The 18,837-nt window shown below is 45.2% G+C and carries 15 protein-coding genes and 1 tRNA gene; 11 read left to right on the top strand and 5 right to left on the bottom strand.

Annotation, left to right across the window (positions count from 1 at the left end; translation table 11 throughout):
- The first annotated feature begins 37 nt into the window (after positions 1-37).
- From ABNK31_RS06770 to ABNK31_RS06760, 3 genes are read left to right on the top strand one after another with little or no spacing between them, the layout of a single operon-like run.
- Entirely contained in the window at positions 38-2,785 is a 2,748-nt protein-coding gene (locus ABNK31_RS06770; RefSeq protein WP_418894917.1) for a carboxypeptidase-like regulatory domain-containing protein, read from the top strand.
- A gap of 4 nt (positions 2,786-2,789) precedes the next feature.
- Positions 2,790-4,187 (top strand): DUF5689 domain-containing protein, encoded by a 1,398-nt coding sequence (locus ABNK31_RS06765; RefSeq protein ID WP_418894916.1) that lies wholly within the window; start codon positions 2,790-2,792, stop codon positions 4,185-4,187.
- Between the two features lie 5 nt (positions 4,188-4,192).
- A complete protein-coding gene (locus ABNK31_RS06760; RefSeq protein WP_418894915.1) occupies positions 4,193-5,215 on the top strand; it encodes an endonuclease/exonuclease/phosphatase family protein in 1,023 nt (340 codons plus the stop codon).
- A 146-nt stretch (positions 5,216-5,361) separates the two neighbouring features.
- On the opposite strand, the gene rmuC is transcribed toward ABNK31_RS06760, so the two are convergent.
- A complete protein-coding gene (gene rmuC / locus ABNK31_RS06755) occupies positions 5,362-6,858 on the bottom strand; it encodes a DNA recombination protein RmuC (RefSeq protein WP_418894914.1) in 1,497 nt (498 codons plus the stop codon).
- Between the two features lie 168 nt (positions 6,859-7,026).
- On the opposite strand from rmuC, the gene gap reads away from it, so the two are divergent.
- Complete coding sequence (gene gap, locus ABNK31_RS06750) at positions 7,027-8,031, top strand: type I glyceraldehyde-3-phosphate dehydrogenase (protein WP_418894913.1); 1,005 nt, start codon at positions 7,027-7,029, stop codon at positions 8,029-8,031.
- Positions 8,032-8,396: 365 nt separating this feature from the next.
- Here gap and ABNK31_RS06745 read toward each other — a convergent pair whose 3' ends face one another.
- Complete coding sequence (locus tag ABNK31_RS06745) at positions 8,397-8,564, bottom strand: DUF362 domain-containing protein (protein WP_418894912.1); 168 nt, start codon at positions 8,562-8,564, stop codon at positions 8,397-8,399.
- A gap of 279 nt (positions 8,565-8,843) precedes the next feature.
- On the opposite strand from ABNK31_RS06745, the gene ABNK31_RS06740 reads away from it, so the two are divergent.
- Positions 8,844-9,554, top strand: coding sequence for a porin family protein (locus ABNK31_RS06740; RefSeq protein ID WP_418894911.1), 711 nt, complete (start codon positions 8,844-8,846; stop codon positions 9,552-9,554).
- Between the two features lie 62 nt (positions 9,555-9,616).
- On the opposite strand, the gene ABNK31_RS06735 is transcribed toward ABNK31_RS06740, so the two are convergent.
- The 3 genes from ABNK31_RS06735 to mtaB form a co-directional block, all read right to left on the bottom strand.
- Positions 9,617-10,639, bottom strand: a complete 1,023-nt coding sequence (locus tag ABNK31_RS06735; protein WP_418894910.1) for a glycosyltransferase family 2 protein — start codon at positions 10,637-10,639, stop codon at positions 9,617-9,619.
- A gap of 178 nt (positions 10,640-10,817) precedes the next feature.
- A complete protein-coding gene (locus tag ABNK31_RS06730; protein ID WP_418894909.1) occupies positions 10,818-11,714 on the bottom strand; it encodes a lysophospholipid acyltransferase family protein in 897 nt (298 codons plus the stop codon).
- Positions 11,711-13,030 (bottom strand): tRNA (N(6)-L-threonylcarbamoyladenosine(37)-C(2))-methylthiotransferase MtaB, encoded by a 1,320-nt coding sequence (mtaB, locus tag ABNK31_RS06725; protein ID WP_418894908.1) that lies wholly within the window; start codon positions 13,028-13,030, stop codon positions 11,711-11,713. The genes ABNK31_RS06730 and mtaB overlap by 4 nt, the downstream gene beginning before the upstream one ends.
- 152 nt (positions 13,031-13,182) lie before the next feature.
- Between mtaB and ABNK31_RS06720 the strand changes: the two genes are divergently transcribed.
- The 6 genes from ABNK31_RS06720 to ABNK31_RS06695 all read left to right on the top strand — a co-directional run bounded on the left by ABNK31_RS06720 (position 13,183) and on the right by ABNK31_RS06695 (position 18,785).
- Positions 13,183-14,829, top strand: a complete 1,647-nt coding sequence (locus ABNK31_RS06720) for an AMP-binding protein (protein WP_418894907.1) — start codon at positions 13,183-13,185, stop codon at positions 14,827-14,829.
- A 244-nt stretch (positions 14,830-15,073) separates the two neighbouring features.
- Entirely contained in the window at positions 15,074-15,280 is a 207-nt protein-coding gene (locus tag ABNK31_RS06715) for a hypothetical protein (protein ID WP_418894906.1), read from the top strand.
- A 169-nt stretch (positions 15,281-15,449) separates the two neighbouring features.
- On the top strand, positions 15,450-17,255 hold the full coding sequence (locus tag ABNK31_RS06710; RefSeq protein WP_418894905.1) for an alpha-L-fucosidase: 1,806 nt from the start codon (positions 15,450-15,452) through the stop codon (positions 17,253-17,255).
- Between the two features lie 6 nt (positions 17,256-17,261).
- Positions 17,262-17,876 carry a DUF3256 family protein gene (locus tag ABNK31_RS06705; protein WP_418894904.1) on the top strand — a complete coding sequence of 205 codons (615 nt, stop codon included), beginning with the start codon at positions 17,262-17,264 and terminating at the stop codon, positions 17,874-17,876.
- A gap of 11 nt (positions 17,877-17,887) precedes the next feature.
- A tRNA-Arg gene (locus tag ABNK31_RS06700) sits at positions 17,888-17,959 on the top strand.
- 175 nt (positions 17,960-18,134) lie between these two features.
- A complete protein-coding gene (locus tag ABNK31_RS06695) occupies positions 18,135-18,785 on the top strand; it encodes a YiiX/YebB-like N1pC/P60 family cysteine hydrolase (protein ID WP_418894903.1) in 651 nt (216 codons plus the stop codon).
- Positions 18,786-18,837 lie beyond the last annotated feature (52 nt).

Raw genomic sequence — 18,837 nt, 5'->3', positions numbered from 1 at the left:
GCAAAAAATAATATTCATTCTAATAAGAAAAAAACGTATGAAACAAAAATTATGGCTTTGGTTGTTCTGCTTATGCGCATTACCCGCCTTTGCGCAAACGCCGGCCGGAGTAAGCGGAAAAGTAATCGATGAACTCACGGGCGATCCCATAGCGGGGGTGATGGTCGTGCTGCGGGAAAACAATCAAACGGCGTATACCGGCGAAGACGGCGCCTTCGTGTTTCATCCTGTCACCCACGGCAAAGATGTCCTGTCTCTTAACGCTGCCGATATTCAATCGAAAGAAATACCGGTCGACATTCCCCGCGAATCATCCTTAGATCTCGGCATCATCCAAGTGACCCGCCGTCCGATGCCCGTACAACAACTCGCGGGCGTGATCGATGAAGCGCAACGCGCCACGGAAGACGATGACACCGGCCTCTCGCAGGACGTCAGCGCCATGGTCATCTTCTCGAACGACGTCTTCCTGCAAAACGCGGGATACCAATTCTCGCAATTCCGCTTCCGCTCCCGGGGCTACGAAAACCGCTTCGAAGACCGTTATATCAACGGTGTTAACTTTAACGACCAGATACGCGGCGTCTTCAACTATTCATCCATCGGGGCGCTCAACGACATGACCCGCAACGGCGATGCCGTGAACTATTTCGCTCCTTCATCCTTTACGTTCGGCTCTATCGGCGGATCGGAAAATATCAATATGCGTGCGGGCAACTACACCCGAGGAGGAAAAGTTACGCTCTCCCTCACCAACCGCAACTATTATGCCCGGGCAATGGGCAGCTATTCCACCGGCATGCAGGACAATGGCTGGGCGTTTACCGCTTCGGTGGGCGGCCGTTATTCGCACGAAGGGCACATCGAAGGGGTGTTCTATCGCAACATCTCGTATTTCGTCGGTCTCGAAAAAGAAATCGCCGGCGGAAAGCACCGCATTTCGTTCGTCACGTTCGGATCCCCCGTCGAAAGAGGGCAGCAGGGATCGTCTTATCAGGAAGTGTATGATTTAGTCGATAATAATCTCTACAACCCCAACTGGGGCTATCAAAACGGGAAGAAACGAAACGCCCGAGTGGTGAAATCGTTCGACCCCACCGCCATCCTTTCGCACGTGTGGAAATTGGGTGAAAACACCACACTCACCAGCGGCGTGGCAGCGCATTACAGCCGCTACGGCGGATCGGCTCTCAACTGGTACAACGGCCCCGACCCGCGTCCCGATTATTACCGCTACTTGCCTTCGTATAATCGCGACAATCAAAAGGCTTTCGATTATTACACGTATCTGTGGAAAACGTCTTCCGACGAAAGTATCGCCCAGCTCGACTGGGACAAGATGTGGGAGGCGAATCACCTGAATAACCTCCAAGGCGACGGCTCCGCCATTTACATGATGGAAGAACGCCGGAAAGATTTGTTCGAAACGGCGCTCAACTCCACGCTCAATACCCAATTAAGCCCGGAGGTGAAACTGACGGCCGGCATCGGCTTAAAACACTCGCTTTCGAAACAGTTCAAAACGGTGGACGACCTGCTCGGCGCCCAATATGTACTCGATATCGACAAGTTTGCCGAACGGGATTTTGCCGGCGACCGGGAATTGATACAAAACGACTTGGAACGTCCCGACCGCAAAGTGTATACGGACGATGTGTTCGGCTATGATTTCCGCTTCCGTGTGAATTCGGCCGATATTTGGTGGCAACAAGAACATACGTATCGGAATATCGATCTGTATTACGGCGCCAAACTCAAATATACCCAGTTCCAACGCGAAGGAAAAATGCGTAACGGACGTTATCCCGCCAATTCGCTCGGAAAAGGCAAGATGCACCGTTTCACCGACTATGCCACAAAAGCCGGAATCACCTACAAACTCAATGGCCGCCATTTCTTTACGGGTAATATCAGTTACCAAACGATGGCGCCTTTGGTCGACAATGTATATATTTCGCCGCGCATCACCGACCTGACCGTGAACAATATGAAAAGCGTCCGCGTTTTCTCGGCCGACCTGAATTACATCTTCTCGCTCCCCAGCCTGATGGGACGCGTGAGTGTGTTCAATACCCATTTCTATGACGATGTCGATCACATGAGTTATTATCACGACTCGGAGCGGACTTTCGTCAACCACGTCCTTTCGGGAATAGAAAAAGTGCATCAGGGTATTGAGGTCGGACTGAATTACAAACTCAATGAGAATTGGAATTTCGATGTCATCGGTACCACCGGCGAGTATTATTATGCGAACAATCCCGAAGGAGTCATCAGTTACGAAAACGGAAAAGGCGACATCATGGCCGAGACCGCCTATATGAAAGACTACTATGTAGGAGGCATGCCGCAAACCATGGGTACGTTCGGCATCAATTTCTTTTATGACTATTGGTTCCTGAACCTCAACATCAATGGCTTTGCAGGCAATTACATCGAGATCGCACCGTTCCGGCGTTTGGCTTCTAACTATGCAGGCATCCAGCCTCCCGGAACCGGCGGATTCGACGAGAACTTATATGACGCCTATCGTTTCTTTACGCATCAGGAGAAATTCAAAGGAGGCTATACACTCGACCTGGGTATTGGAAAGATCTGGTATCTGGCCAATCGCAATTCCATCAACTTCAACCTTTCGGTCAACAACCTGCTCAACCGTACGGATATTCGCACCGGAGGATATGAACAGGCCCGTATCAATCTGGATTATCCCAATCGCTTCGCCTCGAAATATTATTACATGCAGGGCATCAATTGCTTCCTGAATATGAGTTATCGTTTTTAATGAAATGAACAGAATCACAAACAACGCATTCAATACAAATAATAAAGATATGAAAATTTACAGCTATTTACTCGGAATACTTTTGATGGCCGGCGTACTGCTTTCGTGCGAACGCGATTATCAGGCGCCTCCCTTGACCGAACCGGAATATACCGGGGCCGAAGCGAACATGACCATCGCCAAACTCAAATCGTTATACGCAACCATTTCCGACCCTACGCTTATCGACGTAGACTATATCATCAAGGCGACCGTAACGGCGAATGATATCTCCGGAAACATCTACAAACAATTGTATATACAAGACGAAACCGGAGGAATCAACATCGGCGTCGATCAAAATTCCATTTATACCGATTTCCGTGTAGGACAAGAAATATATCTTCACCTGAAGGGTTTATATATGATCGTTTACGGTGAACAACTCCAGATAGGATATGCCGCCACCAACGCCAACCGCATCCCGTGGGAAGTATTTAATTACTATATCTTCAAAAACAAATGGCCGTTGGAGGAAAATGCGAAACCGAAAACGATCAAGCTTTCCGAACTCAATGATGACATGGTGAATACGCTCGTGAAACTCGAAAACGTGTATTTCCCCGACGGCGGTAAATTGCCTTTCAGCGATACGGATGCGACCACCAACCGGACGTTGAAGGACGGCGACGGCAATTCGATCATCGTGCGTAACAGCAACTATGCCGATTTCGCCAATAACCTTCTTCCCGAAGGCGGCGGAACAATCGTAGCGGTGTTATCGAAATTCCGTGCGGACTGGCAACTCTATCTCCGCACTGCCGACGACTGTCAAAACTTCGGGCAACCGATCCCGGGCGAAACACCTACCGAACCGGGCGAAGAGGTAACCGTTTATTACAAGGAATCCTTCGGTACCAAAGAGATTACCGAAAGCGTGAAACCCAAAATCGCGGAATACACTGAATTCGACAATAAAGACATTGAATATAGCGATGCTTCGGGAGTGACGGATGTAAGAACCACAAAAACTTTCAATACTCCCCATCTGTGGTTCCCCGCCAAGAAGGATGCTTATCTCACCATTAAGAAAGTCGATACTTCCGCCGGAGCAAATGAAAAATTGGCTTTACAATACGAATTGACGGCGAACTTGTTTGATGCCGGATCGGAGATGAACCTGAATGCAATGACTGTCATTGTAGACGGAAAAGAAATGCCGGTACCCGATCAAACGGTAAGCAATGCCAATAACGATAACAACAAAGTGTACACGGTAACACTGACCGATATTCCGGCGAAAAAAGATCTAACAATACAGTTTCAGGCCAAAGCTTCACTGAACACTTTCGGACTTCGTTTGGATAACATCGCCATTACAACCGCCCCGGAAGAAGTGATCGTGATTAAACCTAAAAATTAACGCAAATGAGAAAATTACTCATTTTAGTTTTTCTTTTCCTGGGTGTCGCCATTTTCGCCCAGGAAAAGAATTATGCCGTCTATTCTCTGGCATTTTATAATATAGAGAATCTTTTTGATACCGAAAATGATCCGGCCAACCCCGGCGACGATGAATTCCTCCCCGGAAGCGCTTACAACTGGACACAAGAAAAGTACGAAAAGAAACTCGACAACGTGGCGCGGGTTATCAGCCGGTTGGCGCGCGAATACTGTCCGATGGGACCCGCAGCCATCGGAGTGGGCGAAGTCGAAAACCGACGTGTATTGGAAGATCTGGTGAAGCGTCCGGCTATCGCCGACATGAACCTGCAAATTATTCATCAGGACTCGCCCGACCGCCGGGGAATCGATGTGGCATTGCTTTACAATCCGCAGATATTCAAAGTAACCAACTACACCGTCCATCCTTTCCGTTGGACCGACACAACCTACGTCACACGCGACCAACTGTTGGTGAGTGGACTGTTGGCGGGAGAGCCCGTGCATATTTCCGTGAATCACTGGCCATCGCGTTACGGAGGAAAATCGTCTGAATTGCGGGAAGCGGCGGCGGCAGTAGCCAAGACGGCATTCGATTCGCTGCGGGTGGAAAATCCCGACGCAAAGATCGTTTTGATGGGCGACTTGAACGACGATCCCGGCGATAAAAGTGTGCGGGTAGTATTGAATGCGAAGAAACAAGTGCGCGAAGTAGCGTCCGGCGGCTATTATAATACGACGTGGCGGTTATACGACAAGGGAATCGGCTCGTTGGCTTATCAAGGTAAGTGGAGTCTGTTCGATCAGATCATTATTTCCCAATCATTATTGGGCGAAGATTATTCGAGTTTCCGTTTCTGGAAAACCGAGGTATTCAATCGCGATTTCCTGATCCAAAAAGAAGGAAAGAATAAAGGATACCCTCTTCGTACTTTTTCAAATAATACATTTATCAATGGCTATAGCGACCACCTTCCGGTCATTCTCTATTTAATCCGTCAGGAATAACAACAGAACGGGGGCATTGCATTGAACAACGCTCCCGTTTATCATATCTCATACATCATAGTTCATACATCATAGTTCATACATCATCGTTCATAGTTCATAGTTCATAGTTCATACATCATCGTTCATACATCATCGTTCATACATCATACATCATCCTCTTCCGGCGCATCATTCAGCAAACTGGACGGCAGTTTCTTCTTAGACTTCACGCCCAGTTCCCTCAACCTCTCAGCTTGCACAAGCAAGTTTCCCCGACCACCGGCAAGTTGTTTAAAGGCTATTGCATAGTTCTCTTGGGTTTTATCGATACTCTTTCCGATCGCTTGCATGTTCTCTACAAATCCGGCGAATTTATCATATAAAGCGGCCCCCCTTTCGGCAATTTCCAACGCATTCCGGTTTTGATATTCCCGTTTCCAGAGATCGACAATCAACTTCAACGCGGCGATGAGATTCGTCGGGCTGATTAAGAGGATATGTTTGTTATAGGCATATTGCCAAAGTTCGGGATCATGCTGCAAAGCCAACAGATAAGCCGGTTCGTTGGGAACAAACATCATCACAAAATCGAGTGTCGGGGCAAAATCCTGATAATGCTTCGCGCTTAGTTCATCGATATGCTTGCGGATGGAACGCAAATGTTCTTGACAAGCGGTTTTCTGTTCCGCCGCATCATCGGCCGATACATAGCGCGTATAGGCCGTTAACGAAACTTTCGAGTCGATGATGACCTTGCGGTTATCGGGATAAGCGATGATCACATCGGGTTGCATTTTGCCGCCCGTTTCGTTCCGGTAATTATTGCCGTCATCATCTTTCAAAAACTCCTGCACGAAATACTCCCGATCCCTGACCAATCCCGATTTCTCCAAGATGTTTTCCAGAATCATTTGTCCCCAATCGCCTTGCGTTTTCGAGCTACCCTTCAGGGCATTGGTCAGATTATTGGCCTCTTCGCTAATCTTTTGATTGAGCTCGACCAGTTTCGTCACTTCACGCCCCAACGAAAAGCGCTCTTTCGATTCCTTGTCATACACTTCGTCCACCCTCTTCTTGAATATCTCAATATTATCGCCGAGTGGTTTTAATATCGAATCCAAGTTGTTTTTATTCAGGTCGGTGAACTTTTGCGTTTTCTCTTCCAGTATTTTATTGGCGATATTTTCGAACTCAATATTGAACTGTTTGCGAAGGTTTTCCATTTCACTCTTCTGTGTGTCGAGCTTTTCAATCAACGACGTGTTATGGGCGGTAATTTCCGAGACTTTCCGCATCGCCCCGTTCAATTCATCTGTTTTATCTTTCAATTCATCTTTCATTCGGGAAAGATCGTCCGATAACGTTTTCAGTTGCACGCCCGAAGCATCGAGTTTGGCCTCCGCCGATGCCAGAGCGACCGTCAAAGCATTGTTCGTCTCCGCCAATTGTCTCGATTCACCCTCGCGGACGAGTAGCCGTTCATTCGCCGCCCGGTTTTTTTCTTTCTCGATACCTATCTCCGTCTTTAATATACCCAAATCCGATTGCAGTTCTTCGAAAGTTGCCTTCGACACGGTTTTTCCCCGTTGTAAAAGTGTTGCCAAAATCCAGGCAACTATTCCACCGGCCACTATGCCGGCAAGTAAATAAACTATTTCCATTTGATTTTTAAAGCAAAAGTATGATTGACCACAAAGATAACGGTTTTTTCTTTCCATTTTTTTACAAGGTAATAATTTCCATAAAATGAAAACATTTTGTATTTTTGTGTGCAAATAAAGAATCAATAATTATTAGAGACTTTTTAAACAATAAAAATTTAAAAGATTATGATCAAAGTAGGTATTAACGGATTCGGACGTATCGGACGTCTGGTTTTCCGTGCAGCTCAAGAAAGAAAAGATATTCAGGTTGTCGGTATCAATGATTTACTCGATGTCGATTACATCGCTTACATGCTGAAATATGATTCCATTCACGGAAAATTCAACGGTGACGTAGAAGTAAAAGACGGCAAATTAGTCGTTAACGGCAATGCTATCCGTGTTTCTTCGGAAAGAAATCCTGCCGATCTGAAATGGGATGCTATCGGTGCCGAATATGTAGTTGAATCGACCGGACTTTTCCTTACCAAAGAAAAAGCTCAGGGACATATCGATGCCGGTGCGAAATATGTCGTAATGTCAGGTCCTTCGAAAGACGATACCCGTATGTATGTTAACGGTGTGAACCAAAAGACATATACCAAAGGGGAACAATTCGTATCAAACGCATCTTGTACAACCAACGCTTTAGCTCCTATCGCTAAAGTATTGAACGATAAATTCGGCATCGTGGAAGCGTTAATGACTACCGTTCACTCGACTACCGCTACTCAAAAAACCGTTGACGGACCTTCGATGAAGGACTGGAGAGGCGGACGTGCTGCTTCAGGCAATATTATCCCTTCTTCTACAGGCGCAGCGAAAGCGGTAGGTAAAGTTATTCCCGAATTGAACGGAAAACTGACCGGTATGTCTTTGCGTGTTCCTACTTTGGACGTTTCTATCGTTGACTTGACCGTTCGTTTGGCCAAAGAAACCACTTACGAAGAAATCTGCAAGGCAATGAAAGCAGCATCCGAAGGCGAATTGAAAGGCGTGCTGGGTTATACCAACGAAGACCTCGTATCGAGCGACTTCATCGGCGACCCTCATACTTCGATCTTCGACGAAAAAGCAGGTATCCAATTAAGCCCGACATTTGTAAAAGTGTTGGCATGGTACGATAACGAATGGGCTTTCTCCGTGAAACTGCTCGATCTTATCGCTCATATGAAACAAGTAAACGGATAATTTATATTTCTGTTATAATGCTGCGGGGGTATCGTTCAATCGGTATCCCCGTTTTTTATCTCTCTGTCTCTCTGTCCCTCTGTCTCTCTGTCCCTCTGTCTCTCTGTCTCTCTGTCCCTCTGTCTCTCTGTCCCTCTGTCTCTCTGTCTCTCTGTCCCTCTGTCTCTCTGTCCCTCTGTCCCTTTGTCCCTCTGTCCCTTTGTCCCTCTGTCCCTCTGTCCCTCTGTCTCTTTGTCCCTAAGGGTTCCTCTGTCTCCAATGCCCCATCATCGCGCGTAACGTTTATCGACGAAGGCCCCTATCATCCAGACAAAAAAAGCCGAACAAATTATTTGTTCAGCTTTCTAATCGTTTATAACGCTCTACTATGCCGGGTGAATCGCTTCTGAAGGACACACTTCTGCACACGTACCACAATCGGTACATACATCGGGATCTATTTTATAAATATCACCTTCTGAAATTGCTTCAACAGGACATTCATCAATACATGTTCCGCAAGCAATACAATCGTCACTAATTACGTAAGCCATAATGTAAATATTTTATTAGTTAGTGGTTAATTGAATATTAACTATATTTTAACTCCCGCAAAGATAACGATTTTCCGAAGAACAAAAAAATGTTTTGCGAAGGCTCTCCCGGAAATTACCAACCGGCTTTACTTTCATATGCTCAAAACAATTATTCCCAAAATATTGCACAACCAACGGCGCTGCTAATTTTTATGCTTTCTAAATAAATAGAAAGCCGGTTACAGATTTTTTATCTCTGTTACATAATATTCGGGAAAGAACATCGTTTATGTGGTAATGGGAAAAAGATATCGTTATTTCTTTGTTTTGGCATTGTGGATGATCGCTTCGAGCGTCATGGGCCAACAGCGCAAACTCCAAAACCAGCCGTATGCCGATCAGCGCATGTTCCATTTGGGTTTCACCGTTGGATTGCATACGCAGGATTTGATTCTCTATCATTCAGGAGCCGCTACCCCCGAAGGGGAAGTTTGGTTTGCCGAAATACCGTCTTATTCCCCCGGATTCAGCGCGGGACTTATTGCCGATCTGTATCTGAACCGGTTTATGCACCTTCGTGCTATACCCACCTTACTATTAGGGGATAAAAATTTCGTTTTTCGCGAACAGGAATCGGGCGAAGAATTCAAAACCCGCTTACGAAACAACTATATATCCGTGCCTATACATCTAAAGCTATCGGCCGACAGAATCAATAATTACAAGCCGTATATTTTATTGGGCGGATACGGCAGCTTGGAACTGGCTCCTCAAAAAAACGAGCCTTTGTTACTGAAACCCTATGATTACGGAATCGAAATCGGCATTGGATGTGATTTTTACCTTCCCTTGTTCAAATTATGCCCTGAACTGAAATTCAGTTTCGGAATGAGGAACGTTTTGGAAAAAGACCGCTCCGATCTTGTACAGGAAAATTTACAGAAGTATCCTCGTTCGTTATCGAAAGCAACGCAACGCATGATTACGCTAAGTTTTCATTTCGAATAGCTTATAGAACTTGACTGAAAAGACCATTCACCACTTACCACTTACTACTTACTATTCACCACTCACCATTTAATTTCGCCAAAGGTTTTCTTTCCCCGGAAATAATAATTCCAAAGAATACTTCCTTTATAATGAGTAGGAATATGCTTCACAGTGGTCCGTTCCCGATTTTCGCGGCGGGCATGTTTATAAGACGGAAGCAACTTCAGAAAATCGCGATGCGCATTTATCACGGCACAGCCATTACTGAATTGTCCTTGTACCAATAAATGCAAATAAGCCAAAAGATCAAACAGATATCGCACCATGATGGTAAATAAAAAACGTCTTCCATAGACATTCTTATAAATCATCAATAAGTTATTCCGGAAATTCAAGTACATTTTCTTCGGATTATCCTTATTTAACGAGGCTCCCCCCACATGATATACCACAGATGAGGGTACACAAACAATTGAATGCCCGCGGGCATTCAACCGCCAGCAGAGATCGATCTCTTCCATGTGGGCAAAGAAACCCGCATCCAGTCCGCCCGCTTCAAGGTACGCTTCGCGGCGGATACACAGCGCGGCGCCGGTAGCCCAAAAAACAGGGATGGGATCATCATATTGTCCGCTATCTTCTTCCACGGTTTCCAGAATACGTCCGCGGCAAAAAGGATACGCAAACCGATCGATAAATCCTCCCGAAGCTCCGGCATATTCAAACTGCGAACGGTTGGTGTACGAACGGATCTTCGGTTGTACGGCTGCCATCTCAGGATGCTTATCCATATAGTCCGTCAAAGTCTCCAGCCAACCCGGTGTGGTTTCCACATCGGAATTCAGCAACACCACATAGTGTGAATCGACTTGTTGTAAGGCCCTGTTATATCCCTCCGCAAAGCCGTAATTCTTGTCGAACACCATGACGGGAACATCGGGAAATTGCTCGTGAAGAAAGGCGACGGAGCCGTCGGAAGAACAATTGTCCGCCACCCACACCTCACAGTCATCCGACAAGCTATGTTGTAGCACAAGCGGCAGGAATTGCTCAAGCAACTTCCGCCCGTTCCAATTCAGTAATATAACCGAAGTCTTTTTCATTCTAAAACCCATCTAATTTTTATTTTAAAACCCAGAGGGATTATTTGTATTCTTCCGATCGTCATCCCATCCTTCATAACTCATCATTCATCCTTCATAATTCATAACTCATCCTTCATAATTCATCCTTCATAACTCATCCTTCATAATTCATAATTCATAATTCATAATTCATAATTCATCCTTGCCTCTTGAATTTCCAGCGATTATGTGTCCATAAATAGTAAGCCGGATCACGTAAGATGGTTTTCTCCAACGCCCGCATATATTTTTCGGTGATGGTAAATTCCGGTTCAGTGGAAGCATCGAACGTAATAACCGAAAGAGTTCCGGTATAATAGCCTCGCTTTACGCATTGCATATCCAGATAAACGACCGAAAAGCCCATTTTCCGGGCAAGGCGTTCCATGCCGGTCTGCACCAAAGTATCCTGATGGAGAAAGTCCGTCCAATAGTGATCGGAATAAAAAGGCGGCCGTTGGTCGGCTAAAAAACCGATCAGCATTGTTTTACCCATATTCCGATGCTTGATGATCATACGGAAAGCATTATTCATCTCGATAGGCTTCGGGCTGAAACGCGACCGGATACGTAAAAAAAGATCATCGAACGACTGATTATGCAATTCTTTATAAATAGGCCGTTGTTCGATATCGTCGCGCAGTTGCAATCCCAAGGAGGTTATCCACTCCCAATTAGCATAATGCCCCATGCAAAGGAAACAACTGTTACCATCCTTTGTCAATTGATTGATCAGCTCGGGATTCTCGAATTTCATTCGTTTTTGAACTTCCTTATCACTAATTTTCAGGGTCTTTATCGTTTCCACAAAATAATCGCAAAAATGGCGGTAAAACTTCCGCTCTATATGTTTGATCTCCCAAACCGATTTGGCAGGAAACGCGTTATGTAAATTCTTTTTTACCAATTTCCTCCGGTAACGCACGACGTGATACAGAAAAACAAATAATATATCCGACAGTATATACAATACCCAAAAAGGCAGTAAGGCATGCAGATAACTGATTCCGTATAAAATATAAAACGTGATATTCTTTTTTCGAGAATGTTTCATGATGGAAAAACTGCTTTCATTGCCATTTCATCTTCATTGTACTCCCCTACTTCCACTTCAACGACCCTATTCACGAGCGATGCATCGTAAGGGGCATACATCTTGACATAATTTTCGGTAAAGCCGTGCATATGATTACCGTGTTTCGTGTGTTCGAACAACACCTTACGGCGCGTCCCTTTTTGTGATTCATAAAAAGCAATCAGCTTATTATCGGAAATATCGAGCAAGGCTTTGCTGCGGGCATGTTTGACCTTCGGGTCAACAATATATTCGATAGACAAAGCTTTCGTTCCCGGCCGTTCGGAATAGGCGAACACATGTAGTTGCGAGATATCGAGCGAATCGATAAATTGTCGGCTCTGAGCAAAATAGTCGTCGGTTTCCCCGCGCACACCGACAATCACATCCACGCCGATAAAGGCATCGGGAAGAATGCTTTTTATTTTTTCTATTTTATGACGGAATAACGCCGTATCGTAGCGTCGCTTCATTAGTTGCAACACCTCGTCACTCCCTGCTTGCAGCGGGATATGAAAGTGCGGAGCAAAACGACGGGAACGCGACACAAAATCGATGATTTCATCGGTAAGCAAGTTCGGCTCGACAGAAGAGATTCGGAAGCGTTCGATACCTTCGACCTTATCCAAAGCACATACCAAGTCAAGGAATGTTTCACCGGTAGTCCGGCCAAAATCGCCGATATTTACTCCGGTAAGGACAATTTCTTCCCCCCCCTGTCGAACCACATCCTCCGCCTGTTTGACCAGATCGGCAATCGAACCGTTGCGGCTTCGTCCACGCGCATGTGGGATGGTACAAAACGAGCAAAAATAATCGCAGCCATCTTGCACTTTTAAGAAATAACGGGTGCGGTCGTCAGCCGAAACCGAAGGGACAAAAGAACGGATACGGTTTGTCTTGGTCGTGATGACTTTTCCCTTCTCATTTTTCTTCAGATCATCCAAGTATTGCAGGACATCTAATTTCTGTTCCGCGCCCAACACTAAATCCACTCCTTCTATTCCCGCCACATCCTCCGGCTTAAGCTGTGCGTAACAACCGGTAACCACAATAAATGCATCGGGATGTTGATGAATCATGCGCCGAATAGCTTGCCGTCCTTTTTTATCGGCCAATTCCGTTACCGAACACGTATTTATGACGCAAATATCGGCTTTCTGTCCTTTACGGGCGCGCATTACACCGGCATTCATCAATTGCCGGCCGATAGCCGAAGTTTCGGCAAAATTCAGTTTGCATCCTAAAGTATAATAGGCGGCGGTTTTATTTTCGAATATTGTCGGATCAATCATATCTTTATCGACCGGAGAAGAGTTCCGGCGTTGAGAATTTCTTATTTCAAAAATGCAAAAATACAACAAAAAGCACGATTTATTGCTCCTTTTTCTTTGATAGTCTAAATTATCATCGTACTTTTGCACATATTTAATAATAATGTGCAATTATGATCGAGCAGAATTTCATAAAACTTTATGAAAACAACTTCAAGAAGAATTGGGAATTGCCGGCCATCACCGACTATAAAGAAACGACGTCTTATACGTACGGAGCATTAGCCGAAGAGATTGCCCGCTTGCACGTATTATTTTCCGAATTACATCTCCGGCAAGGTGACAAGATCGCTTTAATCGGAAAAAATCATTCTTCGTGGTCGATTGTCTTTTTGGCCACAATAACCTACGGTGCGGTCATCGTTCCTATTCTGCACGAATTCAATCCCGAGAGTATGAATGAACTGATGGCCCATTCGGAATCGAAGCTTTTGTTTGTCACCGAATCCATTTGGGAACATCTCGACCAAAATAAGTTCCATATACCCATCGTCAACATCCCCTCTTTTTCATTGATGCAAAGTCCCGATGAAGAAACGGCCGAAAAATTCAGAGAATGGAAGAAGCTATTCCATCAACGATATCCCCAGGGATTTAAGAAAGAGGATATTCTTTATCCCGAAATTTCCAATGAAGAAGTCATTTGTATCAATTATACATCTGGGACGACCGGCTTCAGCAAAGGTGTGATGCTTACGGCGAATAACTTCGCCGGAAACGTGACTTACGCCGCCAAACTCGATTTACTTTTCGAAGGCGAACCTCATCTGGCCTTTCTTCCGATGGCTCATGCCTATGGTTGTGCTTTCGACTTTCTGTACGCTCTTTCGGTAGGCGTACATGTCACTTTGTTAGGCATTATGCCTACGCCTCAAAACCTCCTGAAAGCATTTGAAGAAATCAAACCGAAGCTGATTATTAGCGTACCCCTTATTTTCGAAAAGATTTATAAAAGGAAAATCCTTCCCATCGTTGAAAAGCCGGTTGTAAAGTTTCTGCTGAAAGTGCCTCTCATCAATACCTTTATTTATAAGAAGATCAGACACTCCATTATTCACGGGTTAGGAGGAAATTTCAGGGAAGTAATTATCGGCGGTGCGGCCTTAAATGGGGACGTAGAAAATTTTTTCCACAAGATCGGGTTTCCGTTTACCGTGGGTTACGGCATGACGGAGTGCGCCCCTCTTATTTCATACGACCATCATTACGATTTCGTCCCGACTTCGTGCGGATCGGTATTAGAAGGAATTATGGAGGCTCGAATCGACTCGGAAGATCCGGAAAATGTCCCCGGTGAAATTCAGGTCAGGGGAGAGAATGTAATGAAAGGTTATTATAAGAATCCCGAAGCCACGGCTGCGGCCTTCACCTCCGACGGATGGCTAAAAACAGGCGACTCGGGGATTATGAAAGGCCGGCGATTATATATTAAAGGCCGGATTAAAACAATGATCCTGACGGCAAACGGACAAAATATTTATCCCGAGGAAATCGAATCCCGGCTGAACAATCTACCCTATATTGCCGAAAGCCTGGTAGTAGAAAAGAACAATGGCTTAGTCGCTTTAATACATCCCGATTACGCAGCGTTGGAAACCCATGGCATTTCGCGAGACGACATCCAAAAGATCATGAATAAAAATATAAAAACACTCCATAAGAGTGTCGCTTTGTATGAAAAAATTAAGGCAATAGAAATTGTAGAGACAGAATTTGAAAAAACGCCAAAAAAAAGCATTAAACGCTTTTTATATCAATAAAAAGTACCAATTGAGAGTACCGAAGGCCTAATAGACTGACAATAAATACATTTAAATAGAACACGAAGCTGAAAACAGGCTTTTACTTTATCACAGGCTATCGACAAAATAGCCTGAAAAGGCGTTTTAGTTTTTTTTAACTAAGATTTTTTACGAAAACATGTTATAGAACACTTTTTTCATCTAATTTTGTACCGTTTTTATTGAGAACAATTATTATTCATCGTTTAAAAGTATTTGGAAAATGAAAAAAGTATTGGTTTTAGTTGCTGTAGTAGCAACATTAGGATTTGTTTCTTGCAAAAATGCACAAGCTGATGCAGAAAAAGCAAGACAAGACAGTCTTGCTGAAGTAGCAAGATTAGACAGCATTGCACAGGCTCAAGCCGACAGTATCGCAGCTTTGGCTGTTGACACATTGGCTCAAGACTCTGTTGTTACCGCCGAATAATATCGGCCGTAAACGTTTATAAGAAGCCACCCAAAAGAAGGGGGGCTTTTTTTGTGCCTTTTTTCTACAAAATCACTACCTTTGCTACCGAACAAACGAGAGTATCGGCCCAAGAAAGTCTCGATAAAGTTTATATTACCGAACAATGACATTTGTATTGATAAAAAGTATGAGACAAATCCTAATCGTTGCAAGCCTGCTGGCGGCCATTGTTCTTTTTGATGGTTGCCGTCAGAAAGAAAGAGCCTACTTCGAAAAAGAAATTATCTTCCCCGAGGAAATCACGCCCGAGCAAAAAATAAAGCTCTCCGCCTATCTGACTCCCACCCCTCAGCAATATGCTTGGCAACAACTCGAACTCACCGCTTTCATTCATTTCGGGATGAATACTTTTACAGGACGGGAATGGGGTGACGGCACCGAAGACCCTTCGGTTTTTCAACCGACAGACTTTAATGCCGAACAATGGGTGTCGGTCCTTCAAAAAGCAGGATTCAACATGCTCATTCTTACAGCCAAACATCACGACGGCTTTTGTTTATGGCCCACTAAAACCACCGCACACTCGGTCGCTTCCAGTCCGTGGCGGGGCGGACAGGGCAATATCGTGCGCGAAGTAAAAAACGCCTGCGACAAATATAATATGAAATTCGGCGTGTATCTATCGCCATGGGACCGCAATGCTCGCAGTTACGGTGATTCTCCGGCATATAATCATTTATTTATTCAACAACTCACCGAACTCCTCACCCAATACGGACGCATAGACGAAGTATGGTTCGACGGCGCCAATGCCGAAGGCCCTAACGGCAAACGGCAGATATATGACTGGGAACGTTTTTACCAAGTCATCGACAGCTTACAGCCTCAATCGGTAAAAGCGATTATGGGCAACGACATCCGGTGGGTCGGAAACGAAAGCGGATTGGGCCGCCAAACGGAATGGAGCGTCACTCCTTTGCAACCCGATATCAACGAATCGATTGTCGAAGAAAATAAACGATTGGGGGTATCCCCGATGTCGGAAGATTTGGGCAGCCGCAAGCTGATCGGCGAAGCGAAGGCATTGTATTGGTATCCGTCGGAAGTAGATGTATCCATCCGTCCGGGATGGTTTTATCATCCGGAAGAAGATCATCAGGTGAAAACGCTTGCGCAATTAGTCGATATCTACTATCAATCGGTCGGACTGAATTCGGTCCTCCTGCTGAATATCCCGCCCGACACACGCGGACAATTGCACGAAATCGACAGTAGGCGGCTTATAGAATTCGGAGACTACCTTTCGTACGTATTTAAGAACGACAAACTGAGCGACGGCCACAATGCTTGGCGAGCCAAACCGGGCGACTTTAAAGAATTCGACATGAAAGACGGCGACCCCATCAATACAATTCTTTTACAGGAAGATATTCTAAAGGGGCAGCGCGTGGAAGTCTTCAAAGTGGAAGGGCTTATCGGCAGTGAATGGATCAAATTGGGCGAAGGCACGACCATCGGATATAAACGATTGATAAAATTTGACGATTGCACTCCCTCTAAAATACGTGTCACCATCCTCGAGACACGCGAAAAAGCCGCTATGAAGCGAGTCGGCGCCTATTTCGCACCCGCTATCGACGACTCGTTCAACTCGATGCCGATAAGCAATAATCCATCCGGTTGGAAAGTAATTGCGAATGATCCGTTCACCCTCGATATGAGTAAAACGATGGTTATAGAGGGATTCACGTATACGCCCGATCCGCAGAAAGAGTCGGTCTTTGCCTATACGGTTGAAATAAGCAACGATGGAAAAAATTGGAAAGAGGTGCGTAACAATGAATTTGCCAATATCAAAAACAATCCGATTAAACAGCGTGTGATGTTTAAGCAACAGGTCAAGGCCCGCTTCATACGGTTTCAGTCACTGGTCGGTATCGATGGAGGAAACGCCCCTTTCGCCCCTACTCAAATAAAAATCCTGACAAAATAAACAACAATGAGAAAAATATTCATACTGGTACTTTTGGCGCTATCTTCTATCGGATATGCGCAAACAATTAAAGACGTGTTCTCTACTGTTCCCGCTTCCATTTTACCGGGACTCGCAGAAAGCACAAAGACAATGCTGCTTGTGGATACCGGCAAAACAACAGTTCCGTATGCGCTTGGAGAAATAGAGAAGATATATGCATCGGATGATTACCTCCTGCTGCGAACCTCCAAGGCGGGTAGTACGCAGATTAAGCTGCTCGACTATGACAACGATTCGACAGTGGTGTGCGTCATTAAAACCGTTTGCGCGAAAATGTGCGACAGTTACATCTCTTTTTACGATATAAACTGGCAAGAATTGCCGTCGGAACGGTTTCTTCCGACATTATCGGGCAATTTTTTCTTCGATTCTTCGAAAAAAACAGCGGAAAATTATAAATATGCTGTATCTTTGCCGGACATTTCTCCCATCAAAGCGGAATTTGTAAACGGAGCGGACGATTTGACACTGGTATTCGACTACAAATCGTATCTTTCCGACAGCATGGCCGCCGAGGTCGAGCCGTTTTTAAAAAGTGATTCGATCATACTGAAATGGGATAAGTCGACATTTAAATAACGTGTCATCCTGCACTCGTAGTTCAATGGATAGAATATCGGATTCCGGTTCCGACGATGCGAGTTCGATTCTCGCCGAGTGTACTAAGATAAAAGCCAACAATCGAACCGAAGATGAATCATGAAGAAAGCCCGGCAACGAGCCCTCGACACGTACAAGCGCGCTATTCAACAAAAAACTTCCCGAAGTAAATAAACTGTCGCGTTTGTTTGTTTTGTCAGGCAGAAACCGCTTTTTTTGCAGAAAATAAAAAATAATATGACCCGTATCCGTTTCTTATTTATCGTGTGCATACTGATGTTCCTGCCGGCATGCCGAAACCAGTCTTTCGTGCTGCAGGAAGGCGATCTGCTTTTTACCGTCGGCAAAGGCGAATCGGAATTGTTGAAAGCTATTCAAAACAGCACATCAGGCAAGCAAGAGATCCCCTTTTCGCATGTGGGTATCGTGCATATCGAAAACGACAAACTGTTCGTTCTTGAAGCGACCTCGCCCCAAGGCGTCGTCATCACACCGTTGGATTCCTTTTTCGAAGAAACCGCAAGGATTGACGGCAAATCGCTTATGGCTGTAGGCCGCCTGAAGGAGCCTTTTCGGTATAGTATTCGCGATGCGATCACAAACGCTCAAAAACACATCGGCAAGCCCTACGACTATGCTTACGACGAGGACAACGATGCGTATTATTGCAGCGAACTGGTTCGTTACGCTTTCACGGACTCATTGGGAAAACCTCTCTTCGAGCCGCTGGCGATGTCGTTTAAAAATTTGGAGACCGGAGAAATCGATCCGTATTGGATTCAGCACTTCGAACGGCTCCACACACCGGTGCCGGAAGGTGCGCCCGGCACGAATCCGGCGGATATGGCCAAGTCGAACCTGATCGATATCGTACATACGTATTATTAAAAGAGATTGATGAAAGATTGATAAGAGATTGATGAAGATTGACCGACGGCCG

It is taken from the genome of Limibacterium fermenti (assembly GCF_041902845.1).
Lineage (GTDB): Bacteria > Bacteroidota > Bacteroidia > Bacteroidales > Dysgonomonadaceae > Limibacterium > Limibacterium fermenti.
Note: the sequence above shows the minus strand (reverse complement) of the source record. Positions and strands in the feature narration are given on the sequence as shown.